The organism is Aeromonas sp. NJAU223, assembly GCF_051125555.1.
GTDB lineage: Bacteria > Pseudomonadota > Gammaproteobacteria > Enterobacterales > Aeromonadaceae > Aeromonas > Aeromonas veronii_G.
In genome coordinates this window covers 3613402-3632166 of the sequence record NZ_CP144204.1, presented here as the reverse complement: position 1 = coordinate 3632166, position 18765 = coordinate 3613402, and the positions used below count along the sequence as shown (strand labels likewise).

18 protein-coding genes are annotated in these 18765 nt (G+C 62.4%); 11 read left to right on the top strand and 7 right to left on the bottom strand.

Going from position 1 to position 18765, the window contains the following annotated elements; all coding sequences use genetic code 11:
• Positions 1-28 precede the first annotated feature (28 nt).
• Positions 29-1222 carry a multidrug efflux MFS transporter MdtH gene (mdtH, locus tag VZC39_RS16615; RefSeq protein WP_349919413.1) on the bottom strand — a complete coding sequence of 398 codons (1194 nt, stop codon included), beginning with the start codon at positions 1220-1222 and terminating at the stop codon, positions 29-31.
• Between the two features lie 207 nt (positions 1223-1429).
• Here mdtH and VZC39_RS16610 point away from each other — a divergent pair, with 207 nt between their 5' ends.
• Positions 1430-2323: a LysR family transcriptional regulator gene (locus VZC39_RS16610; RefSeq protein WP_349919412.1), complete on the top strand. Its 894-nt coding sequence runs from the start codon at positions 1430-1432 to the stop codon at positions 2321-2323.
• Between the two features lie 73 nt (positions 2324-2396).
• Here the strand turns inward: VZC39_RS16610 and VZC39_RS16605 are convergent, their stop codons facing one another.
• Positions 2397-4166: a M4 family metallopeptidase gene (locus tag VZC39_RS16605; RefSeq protein WP_349919411.1), complete on the bottom strand. Its 1770-nt coding sequence runs from the start codon at positions 4164-4166 to the stop codon at positions 2397-2399.
• A gap of 350 nt (positions 4167-4516) precedes the next feature.
• Here VZC39_RS16605 and VZC39_RS16600 point away from each other — a divergent pair, with 350 nt between their 5' ends.
• The 8 genes from VZC39_RS16600 to putP all read left to right on the top strand — a co-directional run bounded on the left by VZC39_RS16600 (position 4517) and on the right by putP (position 13330).
• Positions 4517-5074 (top strand): GNAT family N-acetyltransferase, encoded by a 558-nt coding sequence (locus VZC39_RS16600; protein ID WP_434663960.1) that lies wholly within the window; start codon positions 4517-4519, stop codon positions 5072-5074.
• Entirely contained in the window at positions 5071-5622 is a 552-nt protein-coding gene (locus tag VZC39_RS16595) for a GNAT family N-acetyltransferase (protein WP_434663957.1), read from the top strand. Before VZC39_RS16600 ends, VZC39_RS16595 begins: the two co-directional genes overlap by 4 nt.
• 157 nt (positions 5623-5779) lie before the next feature.
• Positions 5780-6886: a 1-acyl-sn-glycerol-3-phosphate acyltransferase gene (locus tag VZC39_RS16590; protein ID WP_349919407.1), complete on the top strand. Its 1107-nt coding sequence runs from the start codon at positions 5780-5782 to the stop codon at positions 6884-6886.
• Positions 6887-7184: 298 nt separating this feature from the next.
• Positions 7185-7655 (top strand): YhcH/YjgK/YiaL family protein, encoded by a 471-nt coding sequence (locus VZC39_RS16585; RefSeq protein ID WP_434663954.1) that lies wholly within the window; start codon positions 7185-7187, stop codon positions 7653-7655.
• 219 nt (positions 7656-7874) lie between these two features.
• Complete coding sequence (locus tag VZC39_RS16580) at positions 7875-9074, top strand: acetate kinase (RefSeq protein WP_349919403.1); 1200 nt, start codon at positions 7875-7877, stop codon at positions 9072-9074.
• A gap of 133 nt (positions 9075-9207) precedes the next feature.
• A complete protein-coding gene (locus VZC39_RS16575; protein ID WP_349919402.1) occupies positions 9208-10464 on the top strand; it encodes a mechanosensitive ion channel family protein in 1257 nt (418 codons plus the stop codon).
• Positions 10465-10623: 159 nt separating this feature from the next.
• Positions 10624-11550, top strand: coding sequence for a L,D-transpeptidase family protein (locus tag VZC39_RS16570; protein WP_349919400.1), 927 nt, complete (start codon positions 10624-10626; stop codon positions 11548-11550).
• A gap of 271 nt (positions 11551-11821) precedes the next feature.
• A complete protein-coding gene (putP, locus tag VZC39_RS16565) occupies positions 11822-13330 on the top strand; it encodes a sodium/proline symporter PutP (RefSeq protein ID WP_349919398.1) in 1509 nt (502 codons plus the stop codon).
• 76 nt (positions 13331-13406) lie between these two features.
• Here the strand turns inward: putP and VZC39_RS16560 are convergent, their stop codons facing one another.
• The gene (locus tag VZC39_RS16560) at positions 13407-14000 is read right to left on the bottom strand and encodes an MliC family protein (RefSeq protein ID WP_349919397.1); all 594 of its coding nucleotides are present in this window, start codon (positions 13998-14000) and stop codon (positions 13407-13409) included.
• Positions 14001-14106: 106 nt separating this feature from the next.
• Positions 14107-14469, bottom strand: a complete 363-nt coding sequence (locus tag VZC39_RS16555) for a DUF2061 domain-containing protein (RefSeq protein ID WP_349919396.1) — start codon at positions 14467-14469, stop codon at positions 14107-14109.
• Positions 14470-14648: 179 nt separating this feature from the next.
• On the opposite strand from VZC39_RS16555, the gene VZC39_RS16550 reads away from it, so the two are divergent.
• Positions 14649-14870, top strand: a complete 222-nt coding sequence (locus tag VZC39_RS16550; protein ID WP_349919395.1) for a hypothetical protein — start codon at positions 14649-14651, stop codon at positions 14868-14870.
• Positions 14871-14938: 68 nt separating this feature from the next.
• On the opposite strand, the gene VZC39_RS16545 is transcribed toward VZC39_RS16550, so the two are convergent.
• The 3 genes from VZC39_RS16545 to VZC39_RS16535 are packed head-to-tail and all read right to left on the bottom strand — an operon-like array spanning position 14939 to position 18151.
• The gene (locus tag VZC39_RS16545) at positions 14939-15793 is read right to left on the bottom strand and encodes a 23S rRNA (adenine(2030)-N(6))-methyltransferase RlmJ (RefSeq protein ID WP_349919394.1); all 855 of its coding nucleotides are present in this window, start codon (positions 15791-15793) and stop codon (positions 14939-14941) included.
• Positions 15787-16248: a DUF2390 domain-containing protein gene (locus VZC39_RS16540; RefSeq protein WP_434663950.1), complete on the bottom strand. Its 462-nt coding sequence runs from the start codon at positions 16246-16248 to the stop codon at positions 15787-15789. The genes VZC39_RS16545 and VZC39_RS16540 overlap by 7 nt, the downstream gene beginning before the upstream one ends.
• Entirely contained in the window at positions 16241-18151 is a 1911-nt protein-coding gene (locus VZC39_RS16535; protein WP_434663948.1) for an ABC transporter ATP-binding protein, read from the bottom strand. Before VZC39_RS16535 ends, VZC39_RS16540 begins: the two co-directional genes overlap by 8 nt.
• A gap of 154 nt (positions 18152-18305) precedes the next feature.
• Between VZC39_RS16535 and VZC39_RS16530 the strand changes: the two genes are divergently transcribed.
• Positions 18306-18716: a CBS domain-containing protein gene (locus VZC39_RS16530; protein ID WP_434663945.1), complete on the top strand. Its 411-nt coding sequence runs from the start codon at positions 18306-18308 to the stop codon at positions 18714-18716.
• The last annotated feature ends 49 nt before the right edge of the window (positions 18717-18765 follow it).

The following is an 18765-nucleotide window of genomic DNA, read 5'->3' as shown; positions in this document are numbered from 1 at the left end:
GATATGATGACGTGTTTGTCTTGCGGGCCTAGGCGCTGATGCTGGCGAGGCGGGAGCCGCGCTGGAAGCAGCTGACCAGCAGCAGGAAGGTGATGATGCCGACGGTGCCCAGCACCAGCCAGGGCAGCCAGGGTTGGCCCTGGGCATTGGCGTAGTCGTGCAGGGCGCCGCCGCTGACATAGCCGGTCATGCCGCCGAGCGCCAGTCCCAGCCGGCTGAAGCCCATGTAGCTGCCACGGGCCCCCGGCTGAGCAAGCTTGGTCATGAGGGTCTCCCGTGCCGGCTCGGCGATGACGATGCCGAGATAGAAACAGGCCAGCAGCATGAAGACGGCGGGCAGGGTGGTGGCGAAGGCCACCAGTCCGATGCCGGCGGTCATCAGCAGTACCCCGGCCATCAAGCGATTCTCCAGCTTGAAATGGCGCTCCCCATAGCGGGCAAGGGGATAGAGCAGGGTCAGGGAGATGGCGGTCTCCAGGGTGTACATCCAGCCCACCGCCGTGGTGGTGCCCGCCATCTGCTTGACCAGGATGGGGAAGATCAGCATCACCTGCACCCAGAGCGCGTAGTAGCCGCTCAGAACCAGCACCACTCGGCAGAAGGCCTTGTCCGCCAGTACCTGGCCGAGACCTGCCCGGATCGGGGTGGGCCGCAGTGAGAGCTTGTAGGCGGGCAGGATCAGCAGGTTGCAGAGGGCCGCGCAGACGAAAAGCCCGGCTCCCAGCAGACAGACGTACTCGAAATCGAAGTTGAGCAGCCAACTGCCGAGCAGGGCCCCGGCCACGGCGCCGGCACTCTCCAGCATCATCAGCAATGAGATGTAGCGGCCCCGCTCCCGGGGACGGGTGAACTTGATCACCAGGGCCGCGCGGGGGGGATCGAACAGGCAGCCGCCGAGCCCGGAGATGACGCAGGAGAGGATCAGATCCAGCCCTGTCTGGGCATAGGCCAGGCTGGCAAAGCCGGCTGCGCGCAGCAGCATGCCGCAGACGATGAGGGGGCGGGCGCCGAACTTGTCGGCAAGGGAGCCACCAAAGACCCCCAGCCCCTGCTGAGTCAGCTGACGCAACCCCAGCGCCAGTCCGACCACGCCGGCTGCCCAGCCGAGTTGATCCACGAAGCGCAGGCTGATCATGGGCATGACCACGAAGAACCCCAGGATCACCAAGAGGGAATCCAATGCCAAGAACCACCGCCCCAACCGCCTTGCCCGCTCAACCATGACCCTTAGAACCTCTACTGCATCGAATATTGTATTTATGGTGTGTGTTGCCTGAATGGCGCCGTCACCAAACAGAGCCAAGGACGAAGATAAGTCCCTGGCTCGGCGGCGCTGTGGCCATTTCATGACATTTGATACTGCTATTCTGGAAGGGGGCCAGATATAGTGGTAGCCGACAACTGGCTATATTTCATATTGGATTTTGTTATGGCTATGACCCTCGATGATCTGCAATTGCTGCTGGATGTGGCCAACCGTGGCAGCTTCAGCAAGGTCGCCGCCATTCGCGGCTGGTCCCAACCCATGGTCAGCCAGCGGATCGCCGTGCTGGAACAGGCGCTGGGACAGCCCCTGTTCTTCCGTCATCGCCGGGGCGCGGCCCCGACCCCGGCCTGCGAGCAGTTCCTGCCCGCCGCGAGCGCGGCCCTCAGCGCCCTGGAGGGAGGGCGGCTGGCAATGCAGGGGGCGCCCGCCCTGCCACGCATCAAGTTGTCCTGTCTGCCGTCCCTCACCACCGTGGTTTTCGGGCCACTGCTGCTGGCCCTGGTGGACGAGGCGTTCGAGATCCGCTGCAACACGGATCACTCCGGCGTCATCATGCAGGAGCTGCTGACCGGTGAGACCGATGTGGGCTTCATCTTGAAATGCCCCGCCATCGCCGGCATCCAGCTCGAGCTGCTCTATCGCTCCCCCATCATCGCCGTGGCCAGCGCCGGTCACCCGCTGGCAGGCAAGCAGGGATTGACCCTGCAGGACATTGCCAACGAGCGGCTGGCCCCCCAGCAATGGGGCACAGGTTGCGACGAGCTGATCCTGCAGCTGCGGCTGCTGCGCCAGGTGGCGAGCCCGCTGCATGCCATCCAGCCCGCCAGCGCGGCGCGGGAGCTGGCACTGGAGCACGGTTTCATCACCCTGATGCCGGCGCTCGCCATCAGCCGGGATCTGGAGTTCGGCCGCCTGGTGCAGCTCGATGTGGTGGATTTGCCGCCGGATCACTGGGACGTGATGATGGCCTGGCGCAGCGGCAAGCGACCGAACCGGGAGAAGGAGCGGGTACTGGAGGCTGCCCGCACCCTGGCCAGGCGCTGGGCGGGGCGCTGAGCACCAGCTGAGAGCCAAAAGAAAAGCGCCGGACAAGTCCGGCGCCTGAGTGAGTCAATCCCTTGGGACGGGATCAGTGGCTGGCTTTCAGGGTTACCCCGGAGAAGGCGCTGTAGGCGCTGAGCTGCACGTGCCAGGTGCCCGCCTTGGGGGCGTTCAGGGTGCAGGTCTCGGCGTTGCCGCTCTTGTAGGGACGGCAGTCATAGCTGGTACTGGTCGGGGCCGAACCAAACTTCACATAGAGATCCGCATCCCCGCTGCCGCCGCTGCTGGCGATCACCAGCTGGCTCTTGCCGGCGGGCACGTCGATGGTGTAGCTCACCTTGCCCCCCTTGGCGGCGGCCAGACCGGTCACCGGTACACCGTTTTGCAGCACGCTGCCGGGTTGTGGCGTGGTGCCGCCACAGGTGGCGTTGACCCCGACCGTGGTGAAGGCCGCCGCCACATCGGTCAGGCTGTAGCCCAGATCCGTGGCTGCCTTGGTCACGCCGCAGGCGCCCTGATCGTAGGTGGTGTTGGCGCCCCAGTAGAGGCGGTTGGCCAGCACGAACACCTCGAATGCCTTGCGGGTATTCCAGCCGCTGGTGTTGGCCAGCAGGTAGAAGGCACGGTTGTAGACCCCCGAGCTGTGGTGCACGTCGATGCCATCATAGTAATCGCTGGCATGGCCGATGGACTTGCCATCCCGGGTCGGATCCTCGAAGTAGCGCAGTGAGCCGTTGCCCTTGAAGATCTGGGCTCCCACCAGCCAGTCGTTGCTGCCCTTCATGTAGTTTTCGGCCGCTTCCCCCGCCATGTCGGAGAAGGCCTCGTTGATGCCGCCTGACTGGCCGGAGTAGACCAGCCCCGAGTTCTGCTCGGTGAAGCCGTGGCTCACCTCGTGGGCGGCCACGTCCAGGCTCACCAGCGGGTAGAAGGTGGTGGCACCGTCGCCGAAGGTCATCTGGCTGCCGTCCCAGAAGGCGTTCTCGTAGTTGCGGCTGTAGTGCACCCGCATCTTGAGCTTGAAGCTCAGCGGCGCCGTGTTGTACCAGTTGCGGTACATGTCGAACACCACGTTGCCGAAGTAGTGGGCATCGTTGAGGGGGGAGTAGGCGCCGTTGATCTCCTTGACCGTGTTTTCCGGGCAGGTGAACTGGTGCACGGCACCGCCCGAGGTGGCGTGGTTCAGGTTGATGGTATCCACGTTCGCGCTGCTCATGCGGCAGCTGTCATCCACCTGCAACGGGCCGTAGTCGGCGCCGTAGAAGTACTTGCCGGTCTTGGTGTTGCCACCGGGGCCGGTGGCGTCCTTGTGGTTGATCCCTTCCCAGCGCTTGAGCTCGCTGCCGCTCTGGGCATCGATCACCACGAAGGGGCGACTGGGCTCGTCGCTCGCCGCGAGCCAGGAGACCAGGTAGACCAGGCGGGCCTGACCGGCCTCATCCTGCATTACGAACAGCTTGACCCGCTCGTTGCTGCCCTTGGCGCCGGCGCGGGCCTTGCTCGCGGCATCGGCGGGGGTGAGGGTGGCAGCGGGGCTCGCCAAATCGGCGTCTATCTGGCGCAGGATCTGGCCGGACACCTGACTGACCTGGCCACCGAGAGACTGCTCGGCGACCAGCACCTGGCCCCAGACCGGGATGCCGCGCCAGGTCTGCTCATAGCGCACCCGTTGCTGGCCGTTGGGCAGCTTGACGACCCGCACCTGGCGGTACTCCCCCTCTCCGGCCAGGGCACCGACACCGGCGGCCCCGCTTGGTGCCCCCTGGATGCCGGCAACCTGATTCACTTCCACCTGTTCTGCCGCCATGGCGGCGCTTCCCCAGCAGGCCAGTACCACGGCCAAATAAACTTTGTTCATCTCGTCTTTCCTTAAGTCGATGAAGAGTGCATTCCGGGTCTCTTGCCCGGCATTCCTACACTAGTGGGCCGGTTTGAAATTGCGCCCTGTTAGTTGTGACAGGGCAGCATAAACAGGTAGTGGAAGTGACTGTTGCCATCCACTACGCCTGCCATATGCCAAATTGTTGGTTTTTTGTTCCAAAAAAGAGGGGCAGTGATCTGGGCGTCGAATCCTGGCCCGGATGGGGGTGTCCATATGGGGGTTGCCGGCCGGGATCTCGTACTGAAAGTCCTTGGCAGACAATGGCTTGATTGACTACATTGGCCCTCATGACGGCTCATGGGGAGCCACAAGGGAGGAGAAAACGGATGTTTTCATGGCAACTGGATGATGAGCTGTCGCTGCTGTTTCTGCAGCCCGATATGGCCAGCGAGCTGTTCGGCCTCTGCCAGCGCAACCGTGACTACCTGACCCAATGGCTGCCCTGGGTGCCCTATATCCAGCAACCGGCCGACACGGCCACCTTCATTCGCCACGCCATCGAGAAGTTCGCCCGCGGCGAGGGGCTCACTACCGCCATCGAGTATCAGGGGGAGGTGGTGGGGATCATCGGCTACAACCAGATCGATGCCGCCCTCGGCAAGGTCACCATCGGCTACTGGCTGGCGGAGCGCTGGCAGGGCAACGGCATCATCACCCGGGCCTGCCAGGCGATGATCCATCACGCCTTCGAGGAGATGGGGATGGAGAAGGTGGAGATCAGCGCCGCCACCGAGAACGACGCCAGCCGGGCGGTATGCGAGCGGCTTGGCATGGAGCAGGAGGGGATCATCCGCCGTGCCGAGCGGTTGGCCGACAGGGTGGTGGATCACGTCCACTATGGCCTCTTGCGGGACGACTGGCTGCGCCAGCGGGAGCATCCATGAGTCTGCCCGTCATCCAGACCGCCCGCACCCGGCTGACCGTGCTGACCCCGGAGCGGGCCGATCTGATGCTGGATTTCTATCTGCGCAATCGCACCCATCTGCAGGCCTGGGAGCCCGCGCGGGACGAGAGTTTCTATACCCTGGATCACTGGCGCCTGCGGCTGCGGGACGGCTACAGCCAGTTCTTCGATGGCAGAGCTCTGCAACTGGTGGCGCTCGACCCCAAGGGGGAGCGGGTGCTCGCCACCTGCAACTTCACCCACATCGTGATGGGCATGTTCAAAGCCTGCCATCTCGGCTATGCGGTGGACAAGGCCCACGAAGGGCAGGGGTTGATGCAGGAGGTGGTGGCCGCCGCTATCGAGCATCTGTTTCGCGAGCTCGGCCTGCACCGCGTCATGGCGAGCTACATGCCAGCGAATGAGCGCAGTGGCGCCCTGCTCGCGCGCCTCGGCTTCGAGCGGGAAGGCTATGCCCGGGATTACCTGATGATCAACGGCCGCTGGGAGGATCACGTCCTCACGGCGCTGATCAATCCCGCGGTTTAAGCCCGAAAACGGGGCCTGATCCTGGCTTTTTCGGGATCGGTCGCACTATCTGTGCGCTGCTCATACCCCTGACCCCAAAAGCGTGTAAAATTGCGCCCTGAATTTTTGCCCGGCCAGCTGCTGCTGGCCGCGATCCCATACTTGCAAGGCTGACATTGTGACTGACGTAGACAGATTCGCGGACATTCGCCCCTATCGCGATGACGAAGTGCCGGCAGCCATCGAGCGACTGATCCAGGATGATGAGTTTATCGGTGCCATCGCCAAATACCGTTTCGGCTCCCTGATGAGCTGGCTGGGCTGGGCCATTCGCCCGCTGATCCGCCAGTTCCTGCGCCACAAGTGGGCCAAGGTGACCACGGTGCGCCAGGTGCAGCTGGGGGTGACCCGCTACATGAGCCGCATGATAGCGACCTCCACCCAGGGGGTGACCTTCTCCGGCCTCGAGCACCTGAAGAAGGAGCAGGGCTACCTGTTCGTCTCCAATCACAGGGATATCGCCATGGACCCCGCCTTCGTCAACTGGGGGCTGCACACCCACGGCTTCGATACCGTGCGCATCGCCATCGGTGACAACCTGCTGCGCAAACCCTGTGCCACCGAGCTGATGAAGCTGAACAAGAGCTTCATCGTCAAACGCTCCGCCAAGGGGCCGCGGGAGATGATGAAGATGCTCGGGGAGCTGTCGGCCTACATCGGCCAGTCGGTGCACGAGGGGCACTCCATCTGGATCGCCCAGAAAGAGGGCCGCGCCAAGGACGGGGACGACAAGACGGATCCCGCCATCCTCAAGATGTTCTACGTGGACGGCAAGAAGCAGAAGATCGAGTTTGTCGACTACATGCGCAGCCTCAACATAGTGCCGGTCAGCATCAGCTACGAGCTGGATCCCACCGACAAGGCCAAGGCGCGGGAGCTGTACGAGAAGTCCGTCAACGGCAGCTACGAGAAAGGGGAGTTCGAGGACATCGAGAGCATCGTCGCCGGCATCGTCGGCCAGAAGGGGCGGGTTCATGTCTCCTTCGGCGCCCCCATCACCGAGGGCTTCAGCGATCCGGACGAACTCGCCGCCCTGATCGACAAGGCCATCTGGGGCAGCTATCGACTCTTCCCCGGCAACTATCTGGCGGCGGATGTGCCTGGCAAGGCCAGCACCATCGAGCAGACCGCCTTCCTGACTCGCCAGTCAGAGGTGCCAGAAGAGTACAAGCACATCTGGCGTCAGATGTATGCGAAACCGGTCGAGAATGCCAAAAAGGCTTGAATGAGGCTGGTTGGACAGAAAAAATGGGAGCTGATGCTCCCGTTTTTGCGTCTGGTCAAAGTCGGGGGCAATTCGCTAGTGAATAATATTGTTTCAGCTGGTACGATCATCTGGCGAGTGAGCGGTTATTTCTTGGCAAACGTCGAAAAACTGTGCAACAGTGATCCGGCGCCCATTTGATGAACATGCTCCTTCTGGTCTGCACGGATAGCAGACGGCGCTGGACAAGGACCTTTGACGGGTCCTTTTTTATTGGCAGACGAAGATAGACGGCGAATACACCTAAGGAAGCACAGCGATGATCACCGGCAGTCTGGATACCTTGCAACGCACTCCCTTGCCCGCTCCCCTGGCCCGCATCATGGCGGACGTGGTGAAGAGCGTCCCGCACTGGCTGGATGCTCCCCTCGGCAAGACCGAGGTCGATGGCATGCGGCTGTTCTGCCTGGTGAGCGAGGAGCTGACCGAGCCAGTCGCAGCGCGCCGTGGCGAGTTTCACGAGCAGTATCTGGACATCCAGCTGCTGCTGCGCGGTGAAGAGTGGATCGGAGTAGGCCCTCATGCCTATGCATGTGAAGGGGCGGATCATCCCCATCCCGATCTCTGGTTCGTCGACGACGAACAGACCAGTTATCTGGCGTTGCAGCCCGGCCACTTCGCCATCTTCTGGCCGGGAGAACTGCATCGCCCTCTTGGTACCCTGACCACCCCGGGTTTGGTGAAAAAATTGGTGGTCAAGGTTCACAAGGATCTGCTGGCAGGCCTGTAGCCGCCAGTCGCGGGTGCCGAGGTGCCCGCCCGGGACGAGGCCGCCGTCAGTGGCTCGCCCAGCCCCTCATGAGTGCAGCGCGCCTGCGGCCTGCACCGAGCGAATTGAAAAATTGGACGCACTTTCCTGCGACCATAAGCCCCCGGCAGGGGAATCCCATCCTTGTTTGGATGACACGACACTGTCGGCATCAAGCCGAAGCACAGGAAGATGTAGAACATGAGCAAGTTGGTATTGATCCTTAACTGCGGTAGCTCTTCCCTGAAATTTGCCGTAATGGACGCCGAAACAGGCGAGGACATGCTGTCCGGCCTGGCCGAATGTTTCAACCTGGATGATGCACGCATCAAGTGGAAACTCCACGGGGTCAAGGGCGAAGCCATGCTGGGAGCGGGTGCCGCTCACCAGGAAGCCCTCGACCACATCGTGGGTCAGATCCTGCCCCAGGACCCTGCCCTGGCCGAACAACTGGTGGCCATCGGTCACCGCATCGTGCATGGCGGCGAGCAGTTCTCCCGCTCCGTGCGCATCGATGACGGCGTGATCGCCGGTATCGAAGCCGCCATCCCGTTCGCCCCCCTGCACAACCCGGCTCACCTCATTGGCATCCGTGCCGCCCTGAAGGTGTTCCCGGCCCTGGCCGAGAAGAACGTGGCCGTATTCGACACCGCCTTCCACCAGACCCTGCCGCAAGAGGCCTACCTCTACGCGCTGCCCTACAAGCTGTATGAAGAGCACGGCATCCGTCGCTACGGCGCCCACGGTACCTCCCACCGCTTCATTGCCGAAGAGACCGCCAAGGCGCTGGGCAAGCCGCTGTCCGAGCTCAACATGATCAACTGCCACCTGGGCAACGGCGCCTCCGTCTGCGCCATCCGTGGCGGCGAGTCGGTCGATACCTCCATGGGGCTGACCCCGCTGGAAGGGCTGGCCATGGGCACCCGCAGCGGTGACATCGATCCGGCCATCGTGTTCTTCATGCACGACAACCTGGGTTACAGCGTGGATCAGATCAACCACTGCCTGACCCGCGAATCCGGCCTGCTGGGCATGACGGAGGCGAGCAGCGACTGCCGCTATGTCACCACCAACTACGCCACCGATGACGGGGCCAAGCGTGCGCTGGACGTGTTTACCTACCGGGTGGCCAAGTACGTCGGCGCCTATGCTGCCGCCATGGACGGTCGTCTGGATGCCCTGGTGTTCACCGGCGGCATCGGCGAGAACGCCGCCATGGTGCGCGAGATGGTGCTGGCCCGTCTGGCCCTGTTCGGCTTCAAGGTGGACAAGGAGGCGAACAACGCCGCCGTGCTGGGTGGGGAGGGTCGCATCACCACCGCAGACAGCCCGCTGGCACTGGTGATGCCCACCAACGAAGAGCTGGTGATCGCCCGCGATGCCCTGAGCCTGGTTGGCTGATGCCATCTTGCTGAATCACAACGCCCGGCCTGTGCCGGGCGTTGTCGTTTTGGGCTCGGCCTGAGCGTTTTGTCATTTGACATGACGGGCGAGATAAGTACCCTGACAGGCTGTTTCATGAGTGGAGGTTGGGATGAAAGACGCGTTTTTTCACTGGTTGGGTAGCATGGGGATCGAAGTCAGCAATCTGATGGCCCTGGTGATTGCCCTGAGTTTCATTCTCCTGACCTCGCTGGTGCTGCACCTGGTGCTGCACCGGGTGCTGCTGGTGCGCCTGGTGGCGCTGCTCGGCAAGACCAAGCAGATGTGGTTGCCACCCCAGTTGCGGCAGCGCCTGTTCCACCGTCTCGCCTTCGTGCTGCAGGGGGCCGTGATGTTCGGTCAGGCGGAGATCTGGTTGCCACGGGCCTCCGATAGCCTGATGCTGATCGAGACCGTGACCCAGCTCTGGATCCTGCTGTTCCTGCTGCTCTCCCTGTTTGCCCTGCTCGACTGCATGCTCTCCCTCAGTCGCAACACCCGGATAGGGCGGGATCTGCCCCTGCGCGGCATCTTCCAGGGGGTGAAACTGGTGGGCAGCATCCTGGTGGGCATCCTGATGATTGCCCTGTTGCTGGGCAAGTCACCGGTGATCCTGTTCAGCGGTCTGGGTGCCATGACCGCGGTATTGATGTTGGTGTTCAAGGATCCCATCCTGGGTCTGGTCGCCGGCATCCAGCTCTCCGCCAACCGCATGCTCAGCGTCGGCGACTGGCTGCAGATGGACAAATACGGGGCGGATGGCGAGGTGATCGACATCGGTCTCACCACGGTCAAGGTGTCAAACTGGGACAAGACCATCACCACCATTCCCACCTACGCCCTCATCTCGGATTCGTTCAAGAACTGGCAGGGGATGACGGAGTCCGGCGGGCGTCGCATCAAGCGCAGCGTCAACATCGACATGACCAGTGTGCGCTTCCTGACGCCGGACGAGCAGGTGGCCTTGAAGCAGGCCAAGCTGCTGGCCCCCTATCTCAGTCGCAAGGAGCAGGAGCTGAGCAGCTACAACCAGCAGCTCAGCGAGGCGATCAACTACCCCATCAACGGCCGTCACCTCACCAACCTGGGGACCCTGCGGGCCTATCTGGATGCCTATCTGCGGGCTCATCCCAACATCCGCAAGGACATGACCCTGATGGTGCGCCAGCTGGCCCCGACCAGCGAGGGGATCCCGCTGGAGATCTACTGCTTCACGGCGACCACCGCCTGGGCCGAGTACGAAGGGATACAGGCCGATATTTTCGACCACCTATTTGCCATTATCGGGCAGTTTCATCTGCGGTTGCACCAATCGCCAACAGGTTATGATATGCGCCTCTGGCAACGGGAGATGGCTGGCAACGACTAGGGGGCGGGGTTATGGGTCAGCGCTTAATATCCGCGCATTTGCCGGTTGAATTTTTACCCGCATGGGAGAAAAATGGCGGCCTTCTCCGGGCCCCTGGAGCGCCCTGTCGCGCCCAATCGGGCCGGAGCACTGACTCACCTTATCCATGACGGGAATCCTATGAAGCTTCTTCACGCCACTGCCGCCACGCTCTGCTGCAGTTTCATCCTGGCTGCGGCACCCGCCCTGGCCGTCGAGTATGTCCTGCCTGCGGCCAACAGCCGCCTGGTGGGCGAGAACACGGAGTACGTGGTGCCCGCCGAGGAAGGCGGCCAGCCCCTGGAGACGGTGGCGGCCAAATTCCAGCTGGGGCTGACCAACATGCTGGAAGCCAACCCCAAGGCGGATCCCCTGTTGGTGCAGGCCGGTGACAAGCTCGTCGTGCCGCACCAGCTGATCCTGCCGGATGCGCCGCGGGAGGGGATCGTCATCAACGTGGCGGAGATGCGCCTCTATTACTACCCCAAGGGCAAGAAGGTGGTGGAAGTGCTGCCCATCGGCATCGGCCAGCTCGGCACCGATACCCCGGAGAACTGGGTGACCAGCGTGCAGCGCAAGAAAGAGGGCCCGACCTGGACCCCGACTGCCAAGATGCATGCCGAATACGCCGCCCGTGGCGAGACCCTGCCCGCGGTCTGGCCGGCGGGCCCGGACAACCCCATGGGGCTGTTCGCGCTCTACATCGGCAAGATGTACGCCATCCACGGCACCAACGCCCAGTTCGGCATCGGCCTGCGGGTGAGCCATGGCTGCGTGCGGCTGCGTAACGATGACATCGAGTACCTGTTCAAGCAGGTGCCGGTCGGTACGCGCGTGCAGTTCATCAACCAGCCGATGAAGGCATCCCTCGAACCCGATGGTCACCGCTATCTGGAAGTGCACCAGCCCCTCTCCCGGGATGAGGCCGAGTTCAACTCCAGCATGCCGGCCCCCCTGCCCATGACGCCTGAAGTGACTCGTTTCATCGCCCACGCCGACAGCGATTCCCAGCTGGTGAAACAGGCGCTGGAACAGCGCAGTGGCATGCCTATCGCCATCAACCGCTGATCCCCGCGGTGCAACAAAAAAGCCCCGGCCTCTGGCCTGGGCTTTTTTATGTCCATCCAGCCTGGGTGCTGGGATAAGTCATTGTGACAGTGGCATAATATCTGGCTAATTCATCCATGAGTGGTTAATTAGTTAGCAGTAAAACGTTTTTATTGTGTTTTTTATTTGTTAAAAACAGTTGAGCTTATGGGATCTGCTGATTACTCTAGGCCGGTTTTTAAGGAAGAACCCGTCGTCAGAACGGGTACAAAGTCACATAACGGAGTTTTGAATGACAGCTAGCACCCCAATGCTTATCACCTTCCTGGTGTACATCCTCGGGATGGTGCTGATCGGCTTCATCGCCTATCGCGCCACCCGCAACTTCGACGATTACATTCTCGGCGGACGCCGCATGGGGAGCTGGGTCACCGCCCTCTCCGCCGGTGCGTCCGACATGAGTGGCTGGTTGTTGATGGGCCTGCCGGGCGCCGTCTTCATCGGCGGCATCTCCGAGAGCTGGATCGCCATCGGCCTGGTCATCGGCGCCTACTTCAACTGGCGCTGGGTCGCCGGTCGGCTGCGGGTTCACACCGAGAAGAACCGCAACGCCCTGACCCTGCCGGACTACTTCACCTACCGCTTCGAAGACAAGAGCCGGGTGCTGCGCATCCTCTCCGCCCTGGTGATCCTGCTGTTCTTCACCATCTACTGCGCCTCCGGCGTGGTGGCCGGTGCTCGCCTGTTCGAGAGCACCTTCGGCATGGATTACAACACCGCCCTCTGGGTCGGTGCCGCGGCCACCATCACCTACACCTTCTTCGGCGGCTTCCTCGCGGTGAGCTGGACCGATACGGTGCAGGCCACCCTGATGATCTTCGCCCTGATCCTGACCCCGGTGTTCGTCATCATCGCCGTCGGCGGCATCGACACCGCCATGGTGCAGGTGGCGGCGCAGAACGCCAGCAACCTCGACATGTTCAAGAACCTGGACTTCATCGCCATCATCTCCCTGATGGCTTGGGGCCTCGGGTACTTCGGCCAGCCCCACATCCTGGCGCGCTTCATGGCGGCGGATTCCCACCACTCCATGGCCAGCGCCCGTCGCATCAGCATGACCTGGATGGTGCTGTGCCTCGGCGGCGCCGTGGCCATCGGCTTCTTCGGTCTCTCCTACTTCAGCACCTTCACCGAGCAGGCGGCCGGCGTCACCGGCAACCCGGAGCGGGTCTTCATCGAGCTCTCCAAGATCCTGTTCAACCCCTGGATTGCGGGCGTGCTGCTCTCCGCCATCCTGGCGGCGGTGATGAGTACTCTCAGCTGTCAATTACTGGTCTGCTCCAGCGCCATCACGGAAGACCTCTACAAGCCCTTCCTGCGCAAGAACGCCTCCCAGAAGGAGCTGGTCTGGGTCGGTCGCCTGATGGTGCTGCTGATCGCCGTGATCGCCATCGCCGTGGCCGTGAACCCGGAGAACCGGGTACTGGGTCTGGTGAGCTATGCCTGGGCCGGCTTCGGTGCCGCCTTCGGTCCCGTGGTGCTGCTCTCCGTGCTCTGGTCGCGCATGACCCGCAACGGTGCCCTGGCGGGCATGCTGGTCGGTGCCCTGACCGTCATCGTCTGGAAGCAGTTCGGCTGGCTGGGTCTGTATGAGATCATCCCGGGCTTCCTCTTCTCCGCCCTGGCCATCGTGGTGTTCAGCCTGCTGGACAAGGCTCCGTCCAAGGCCATGCTGGATCGCTTCGACGAAGCCGAGCGCGAGTTCAACACGCCAGCCCTCGAGCCGGTCGCGGTGAAATAACCCCGCTTGCCAAGGTCAATGTCGATAACAAAAAGCCCCGCATTGCGGGGCTTTTTCATGATGGTGATGGCGTTGTCTATTCGTCGCTGCCCTTGCCCAATTCCTGGCAGGAGAGCTTGGGCTCGCCATAGCGTTCGAGCATGGCCTCCTTGCCCTTGGTCCAGAAGCTGAGGTTCTGTCCCTCGTAGTGGGCACCGCTGCCGCTGGGCACCTGATAGGCCAGTACCTGCTGCTCCGGCCCCAGGTTGATGACGGAGACGGGCAACTTGGTGTCGTTGTAGAAGTAGGCGGTCACGGTCAGATCCTTGCCGCATTGGTAGAGGATGGGGGCGGGCACCGTCTGCTGGCCTCCCTTTATCTGCAGCTCGGTGATACGGGTCTGGTAGCTCGCTTCGATGCACTTGCCGGGGGCCGTATCCTTCCAGCATTCGTTGCGTCCCTTGATCCAGCCGCGCTGCAGCGCCTTCTCCGTCTTTACCTGTTCGGGGGAGAAGTTGGCGATGGCCTTGGGATAGAGGGCCGCGAGTTCATTGTCCAGGGTGGCCAGACCGGCATCCTGGCAGATGAGCTGCTCGGCGCTGCCGTGAGCCTTGGTGCAGTCGAAGGAGGGGGTGGCGGCCTGGGTGAGCGGCGACATCAGCAAGAGGGTGCCAAGCAATAACTTGTTCATGAGAAAAGGCTCCAACGTGAGGGACGACCCGCATACTAGAGCACAATCTGGCGGGGCCGCCGAGGCTTTTCTTGCCCCAGGCGGCCCTTGCTGCGAAAGGGGAGGATCAGGCCAGGGCGGGTTGCTGGCGGGCGCGCCACAGCCGCTCGTGGAAGAAGAACACCACGGTATTGACGGTGGGTTCCAGCATGGCCATGACACCGCCGGTGAGCAGTTCGCCACTCAGCAGGTAGGCGACCCCGAAGGCCACCGAGAAGTGGACGACGGCGAAGCTGCTGGTCTTGGCCTGCAGGCTGTGATTGGGCTTGAACTTGTGCCAGCCCAGATCGTGGAAGTAGAAGGCGACCGTGTTGACGGCGGGCTCGACGAGGGCGATCAGGCTGGCGGTCAGCAGCTCACCGGTCAGCAGGTAAGCCAAAGTGAAGGCGACGGTGAAGTGCAGGCAGGCGAAGCTGATGGTCTTGAGCATGATGATGACTCCCTCTGGTGATGAGAAGAGTATGCCTCGGAAATTAGTTAAATGAAAATAATTCTCATTTATTGTTGTGATAGGGAAAAACTATCGGTCTGGTGGTGGCTGCCAGATGGGGGCTTGCCGGGGGGGCGCTGATTGTTACACTGGTTTTTTCCATGAAAAAAGGAGTTTTCATGAATATCAGTTCTACCTTGGCTGCATATTTCATTCTGCTGCTGATGGTGATCGTCGGCTTTATCGCCTATCGGCTGGCGCGCCGCAAGAGCGAGCATCCCAAGCTCATCACCATTCTGTGCGTCATCCTCTGCCTGTTTCCGCCCATGGCGCTGCTGGCGCTGGTGATCCTGGCCCTGTGGCGGGACAAGCCGGTGCTTCAATCGTCAGGACTGCAATGAGGCTGAGCCAAGAAACCCAGGCCAATAAAAAAGCCCCGCGAGGGGCTTTTTGACGTGCAGGCGAGGCGTTATTCCTCGATTTTGTTGAGCCACTCCACCCGGTACTGGGCGCCGGCGCCCTGGGCCAGCTTGGCGCACAGGGGCTTCAAGAAAGCCTCGATCTGTTCGGCCAGCATCCAGGGGGGGCTGATGATCAACATGCCGGAGCCGTTCATGCCCCAATCTGCGGTCTGACCCGCCACTTCCAGCTCGGCCACCAGCACATTGCCGAAGTTCTCCCGCTTGATGGCTTTGAGCATGTCGCGGGACTTGTCCGCCTCCTGCCCCAGGATGGGATACCAGAGCGCATAGATGCCGGTCGCCCAGCGTTTCTGTGCCTTTTTGAGGGTATCGACCACGGCGAAGTAGTCTTCCTTGAGCTCATAGGGCGGATCGATCAGCACCAGACCGCGGCGCGGAGTCGGCGGCAGCAGGGCCACCAGTCCCTCGAAGCCGTCACGGTGGTGCACGGCGACGCGGGGGTCATAACCCATGTTGGCGCGCAGGTCCTCCACCTCGTTGTTGTGCAGCTCCATCAGCGCCAGCTTGTCCTGCTCGCGCAGCAGACGGCGGGAGAGCTCGGGGGAACCGGGATAGGTGTGCAGCTCACCGCTCTGGTTCATCTCCCCGATGACGCCCAGATAGGGGGCCATGGCGGCCCATTGGCTCCGCTCGTCCCACAGCCGGCCTATGCCGTCGACATATTCGGCCTTCTTCTGGGACCAGTCGCCGCGCAGATCGTAGAGACCGCCGCCGGCATGGGTGTCCAGCACGATGAAGGGCTTCTCCTTCTTCTTGAGGGACTCGATGATCAGGGCCTGGACGGCGTGTTTGAGGACGTCGGCATGGTTGCCGGCGTGAAAGGCGTGGCGATAGCTCAGCATATTAGGTCTCTGAGGGGACCCTGCTGGGCCCCCAATATCGTTAGATAGTTCAACAGGTTGTGGCTCTCTCCCCGATACAGGGGCAGGGCGCGCAGGGCTTGCAGCAAGACGCCCTGTTGCAGTCGCTCCAGCTCCAGCTCGTGGGCCAGCATGGTCTGGTACTCGCTCTCATCGAGCCGGGACTTGGCATTTTGGCGCAGGGTGCGCCAGGGGGTCAGCACCGCCTCCGTCTGGATCAGGGCCGGCTGCAGGGCCCCCAGATCCACCACTATGTCGTCCAGATCCAGTCGGTGCAGCAGCAGGGCCAGATTGACGTTGCCGCCGAGTGTCTGCACCTGCAACCAGTCCTGACTGCGCTGGCCGTAATGCTTGCCGCTCCAGTTCCAGAAGTCGAGCGGGCTCGGCAGCGCGTGGCAGGGGACCCGCTCGTCCGTCATGGTCGCCGTGTCACGCAAAGAAGGCTTGCTCCTGGCTCTCCAGATCTTCCGAGAGGCTCATCCACTCGAGTTCCACCCCTTCCAGCTCCTCCTTGAGAGGCCCCTGGGATTTGAGCAGCTCGGAGAGCCTGGGCTTGGCGCTCTCCTCGTAGATGGCGGGATCCGCCAGCTGGCTCTCGATATCGGCGAGCCTGGCTTGCAGCTTCTCCATGCTGGCCTCGAGCTTCTCGAGCTTCTGGCGAAGGGGCCGCGTCGCTTGCCGGAATTCCGCCTCGCGCCGTTTCTGATCCTTGCGCGCCACCGCCGAGTTGGCAGAGGCGGGGGCGTCCCCTTGTCGGGTGCTGGACTCTTTGTCCTGCTCGCCCAGCCACTTGTGGTAGTCGTCCAGATCCCCATCGAAGGGCTCGACCCGGCCGCCGTGCACCAGATAGAAGTCATCGGTGGTGGTGCGCAGCAGGTGGCGATCGTGGGAGACCACCACCATGGCCCCTTCGAAGCCTTGCAGCGCCATAGTCAGGGCGTGGCGCATCTCCAGATCCAGGTGGTTGGTCGGTTCATCCAGGAGCAGCAGGTTCGGTTTCTGCCAGGTGATGAGGGCCAGTACCAGCCGCGCCTTCTCGCCGCCGGAGAAGGGGGCTACCTTGTCCAGTGCCTTGTCGCCGTGGAAGCCGAAGCTGCCGAGGTAGTTGCGCAGCTCCTGCTCGGTCTTGTCCGGGGCGAGGCGGGCCAGGTGATCGAGCGGCGTGTCATCGAGGCGCAGGGTCTCCAGCTGATGCTGGGCGAAGTAGCCGATGCTGACCCCGGCGCTCACCTCCAGCTTGCCCGACAGGGGCGGGTTGCTGCCGGACAGCATCTTGATGAAGGTGGACTTGCCCGCGCCGTTGCGCCCCAAGAGGCCAATGCGCGAACCCGGCACCAGGTTGAGTTTGATCTTCTCCAGGATCACCTTGTCACCGTAACCGGCGCTGAGGTTCTCCATGGCGATGAGGGGGGTCGGCAGGGCCGAGGGCTCACGAAACTCGAAGCTGAACTCGGAGTCGGCGTGGGCGGGCAGGATCTTCTCCATCCGCTCCATGGCTTTCAACCGGCTCTGGGCCTGACGGGCCTTGGAGGCCTTGTAGCGGAAGCGGTCCACATAGGCCTGCATGTGGGACATCTCCCGCTGCTGCTTCTCGTACATGGACTGCTGCTGGGCGAGGTGTTCGGCCCGCTGCAGTTCGAAGTCGGAGTAACCGCCGCTGTATTCGTTCAGCTTGCCGTTTTCGATGTGGATGATGCGATTCACCACGGAGTCGAGGAAGTCGCGGTCGTGGGAGATCAGCACCAGGGTGCCCTGATAGCCCTTGAGCCACTTCTCCAGCCAGATGACGGCGTCGAGATCCAGGTGGTTGGTGGGTTCATCCAAGAGCAGCAGATCGGAGCGGCACAGCAGGGCCTGGGCCAGGTTCAGGCGCATGCGCCAGCCACCGGAGAAACTCTTCACCGGTGAGGCGAGCTGATCGCCCCCAAAGCCGAGGCCGTGCAACAGCTCGGCGGCGCGGGCGCGGATGCTGTAGGCACCGATGGTGTCGAGTTTGCCGTGCAGTTCTGCCACCGCCAGGCCATCGTCATCTTTCTCTGCCTGGGCGAGGCGGGCTTCCAGGGCGCGAAACTCCCTGTCGCCGTCGATCACGTATTCGAGAGCCGAGCAGTCCAGAGCCGGGGTCTCCTGGGCCACCCCCGCAATCTGCCAGCCGGCGGGCAGGCTGAAGCTGCCGTTGTCGATGGCCAGCTCACCCCGCACCAGCGCAAAGAAGGTGGACTTGCCACAGCCGTTCTTGCCCACCAGACCCACCTTGTGGCCGGGATGTATGGTGGCGGAGGCGTTGTCCAGCAGCGTGCGGCCGCCGCGGATCAGTTCGATTTGACTGGCAACTATCATGGGTTGGATCTGCTTGATTCGAATGAAAGGGAGAAACTGGCGCGGATTTTACGTGAAATGGCACCAATATGCACTGGAGGCGGGGGGCGCCGACTGGTTGCGGACAGAAAAACGTGCCATAACAGAGACATCAGTCAGGTAGCAGGAGGCAGGCATGCTGGTGAGAGAGATCATGACGACCCGGATCGCAACGGTTTCCATGGATGACAGGCTCAACGTCATCAAAGAGATCTTCGATGCGGCCCACTTTCGCCACCTGCTGGTGCTGGAGGAGGACGTGCTGGTCGGGGTCATTTCGGACAGAGACATGCTGCGGGCCATCAGCCCCTATCTGGATACCGATGCGGAGATGACCCGCGATACCGAAACCCTCAATCGTCGCGCCCACCAGATCATGAGCCGCCACCCCGTCACCATCTCCCCGGACAAGACCCTGCAGGCCGCCGCCAGGCTGATGCTGGAGAAACATGTCTCCTGTCTGCCGGTGTTGGAAGAGGGTGCCCTGGTGGGGATCGTCAGCTGGAAAGATCTGCTCGGCGTCATGCAGGCATGGGAGCCTATCTGATTGGCGAGGGGGCATCATAAAGGAGATGCTTTTCTCACCATGGGGATGC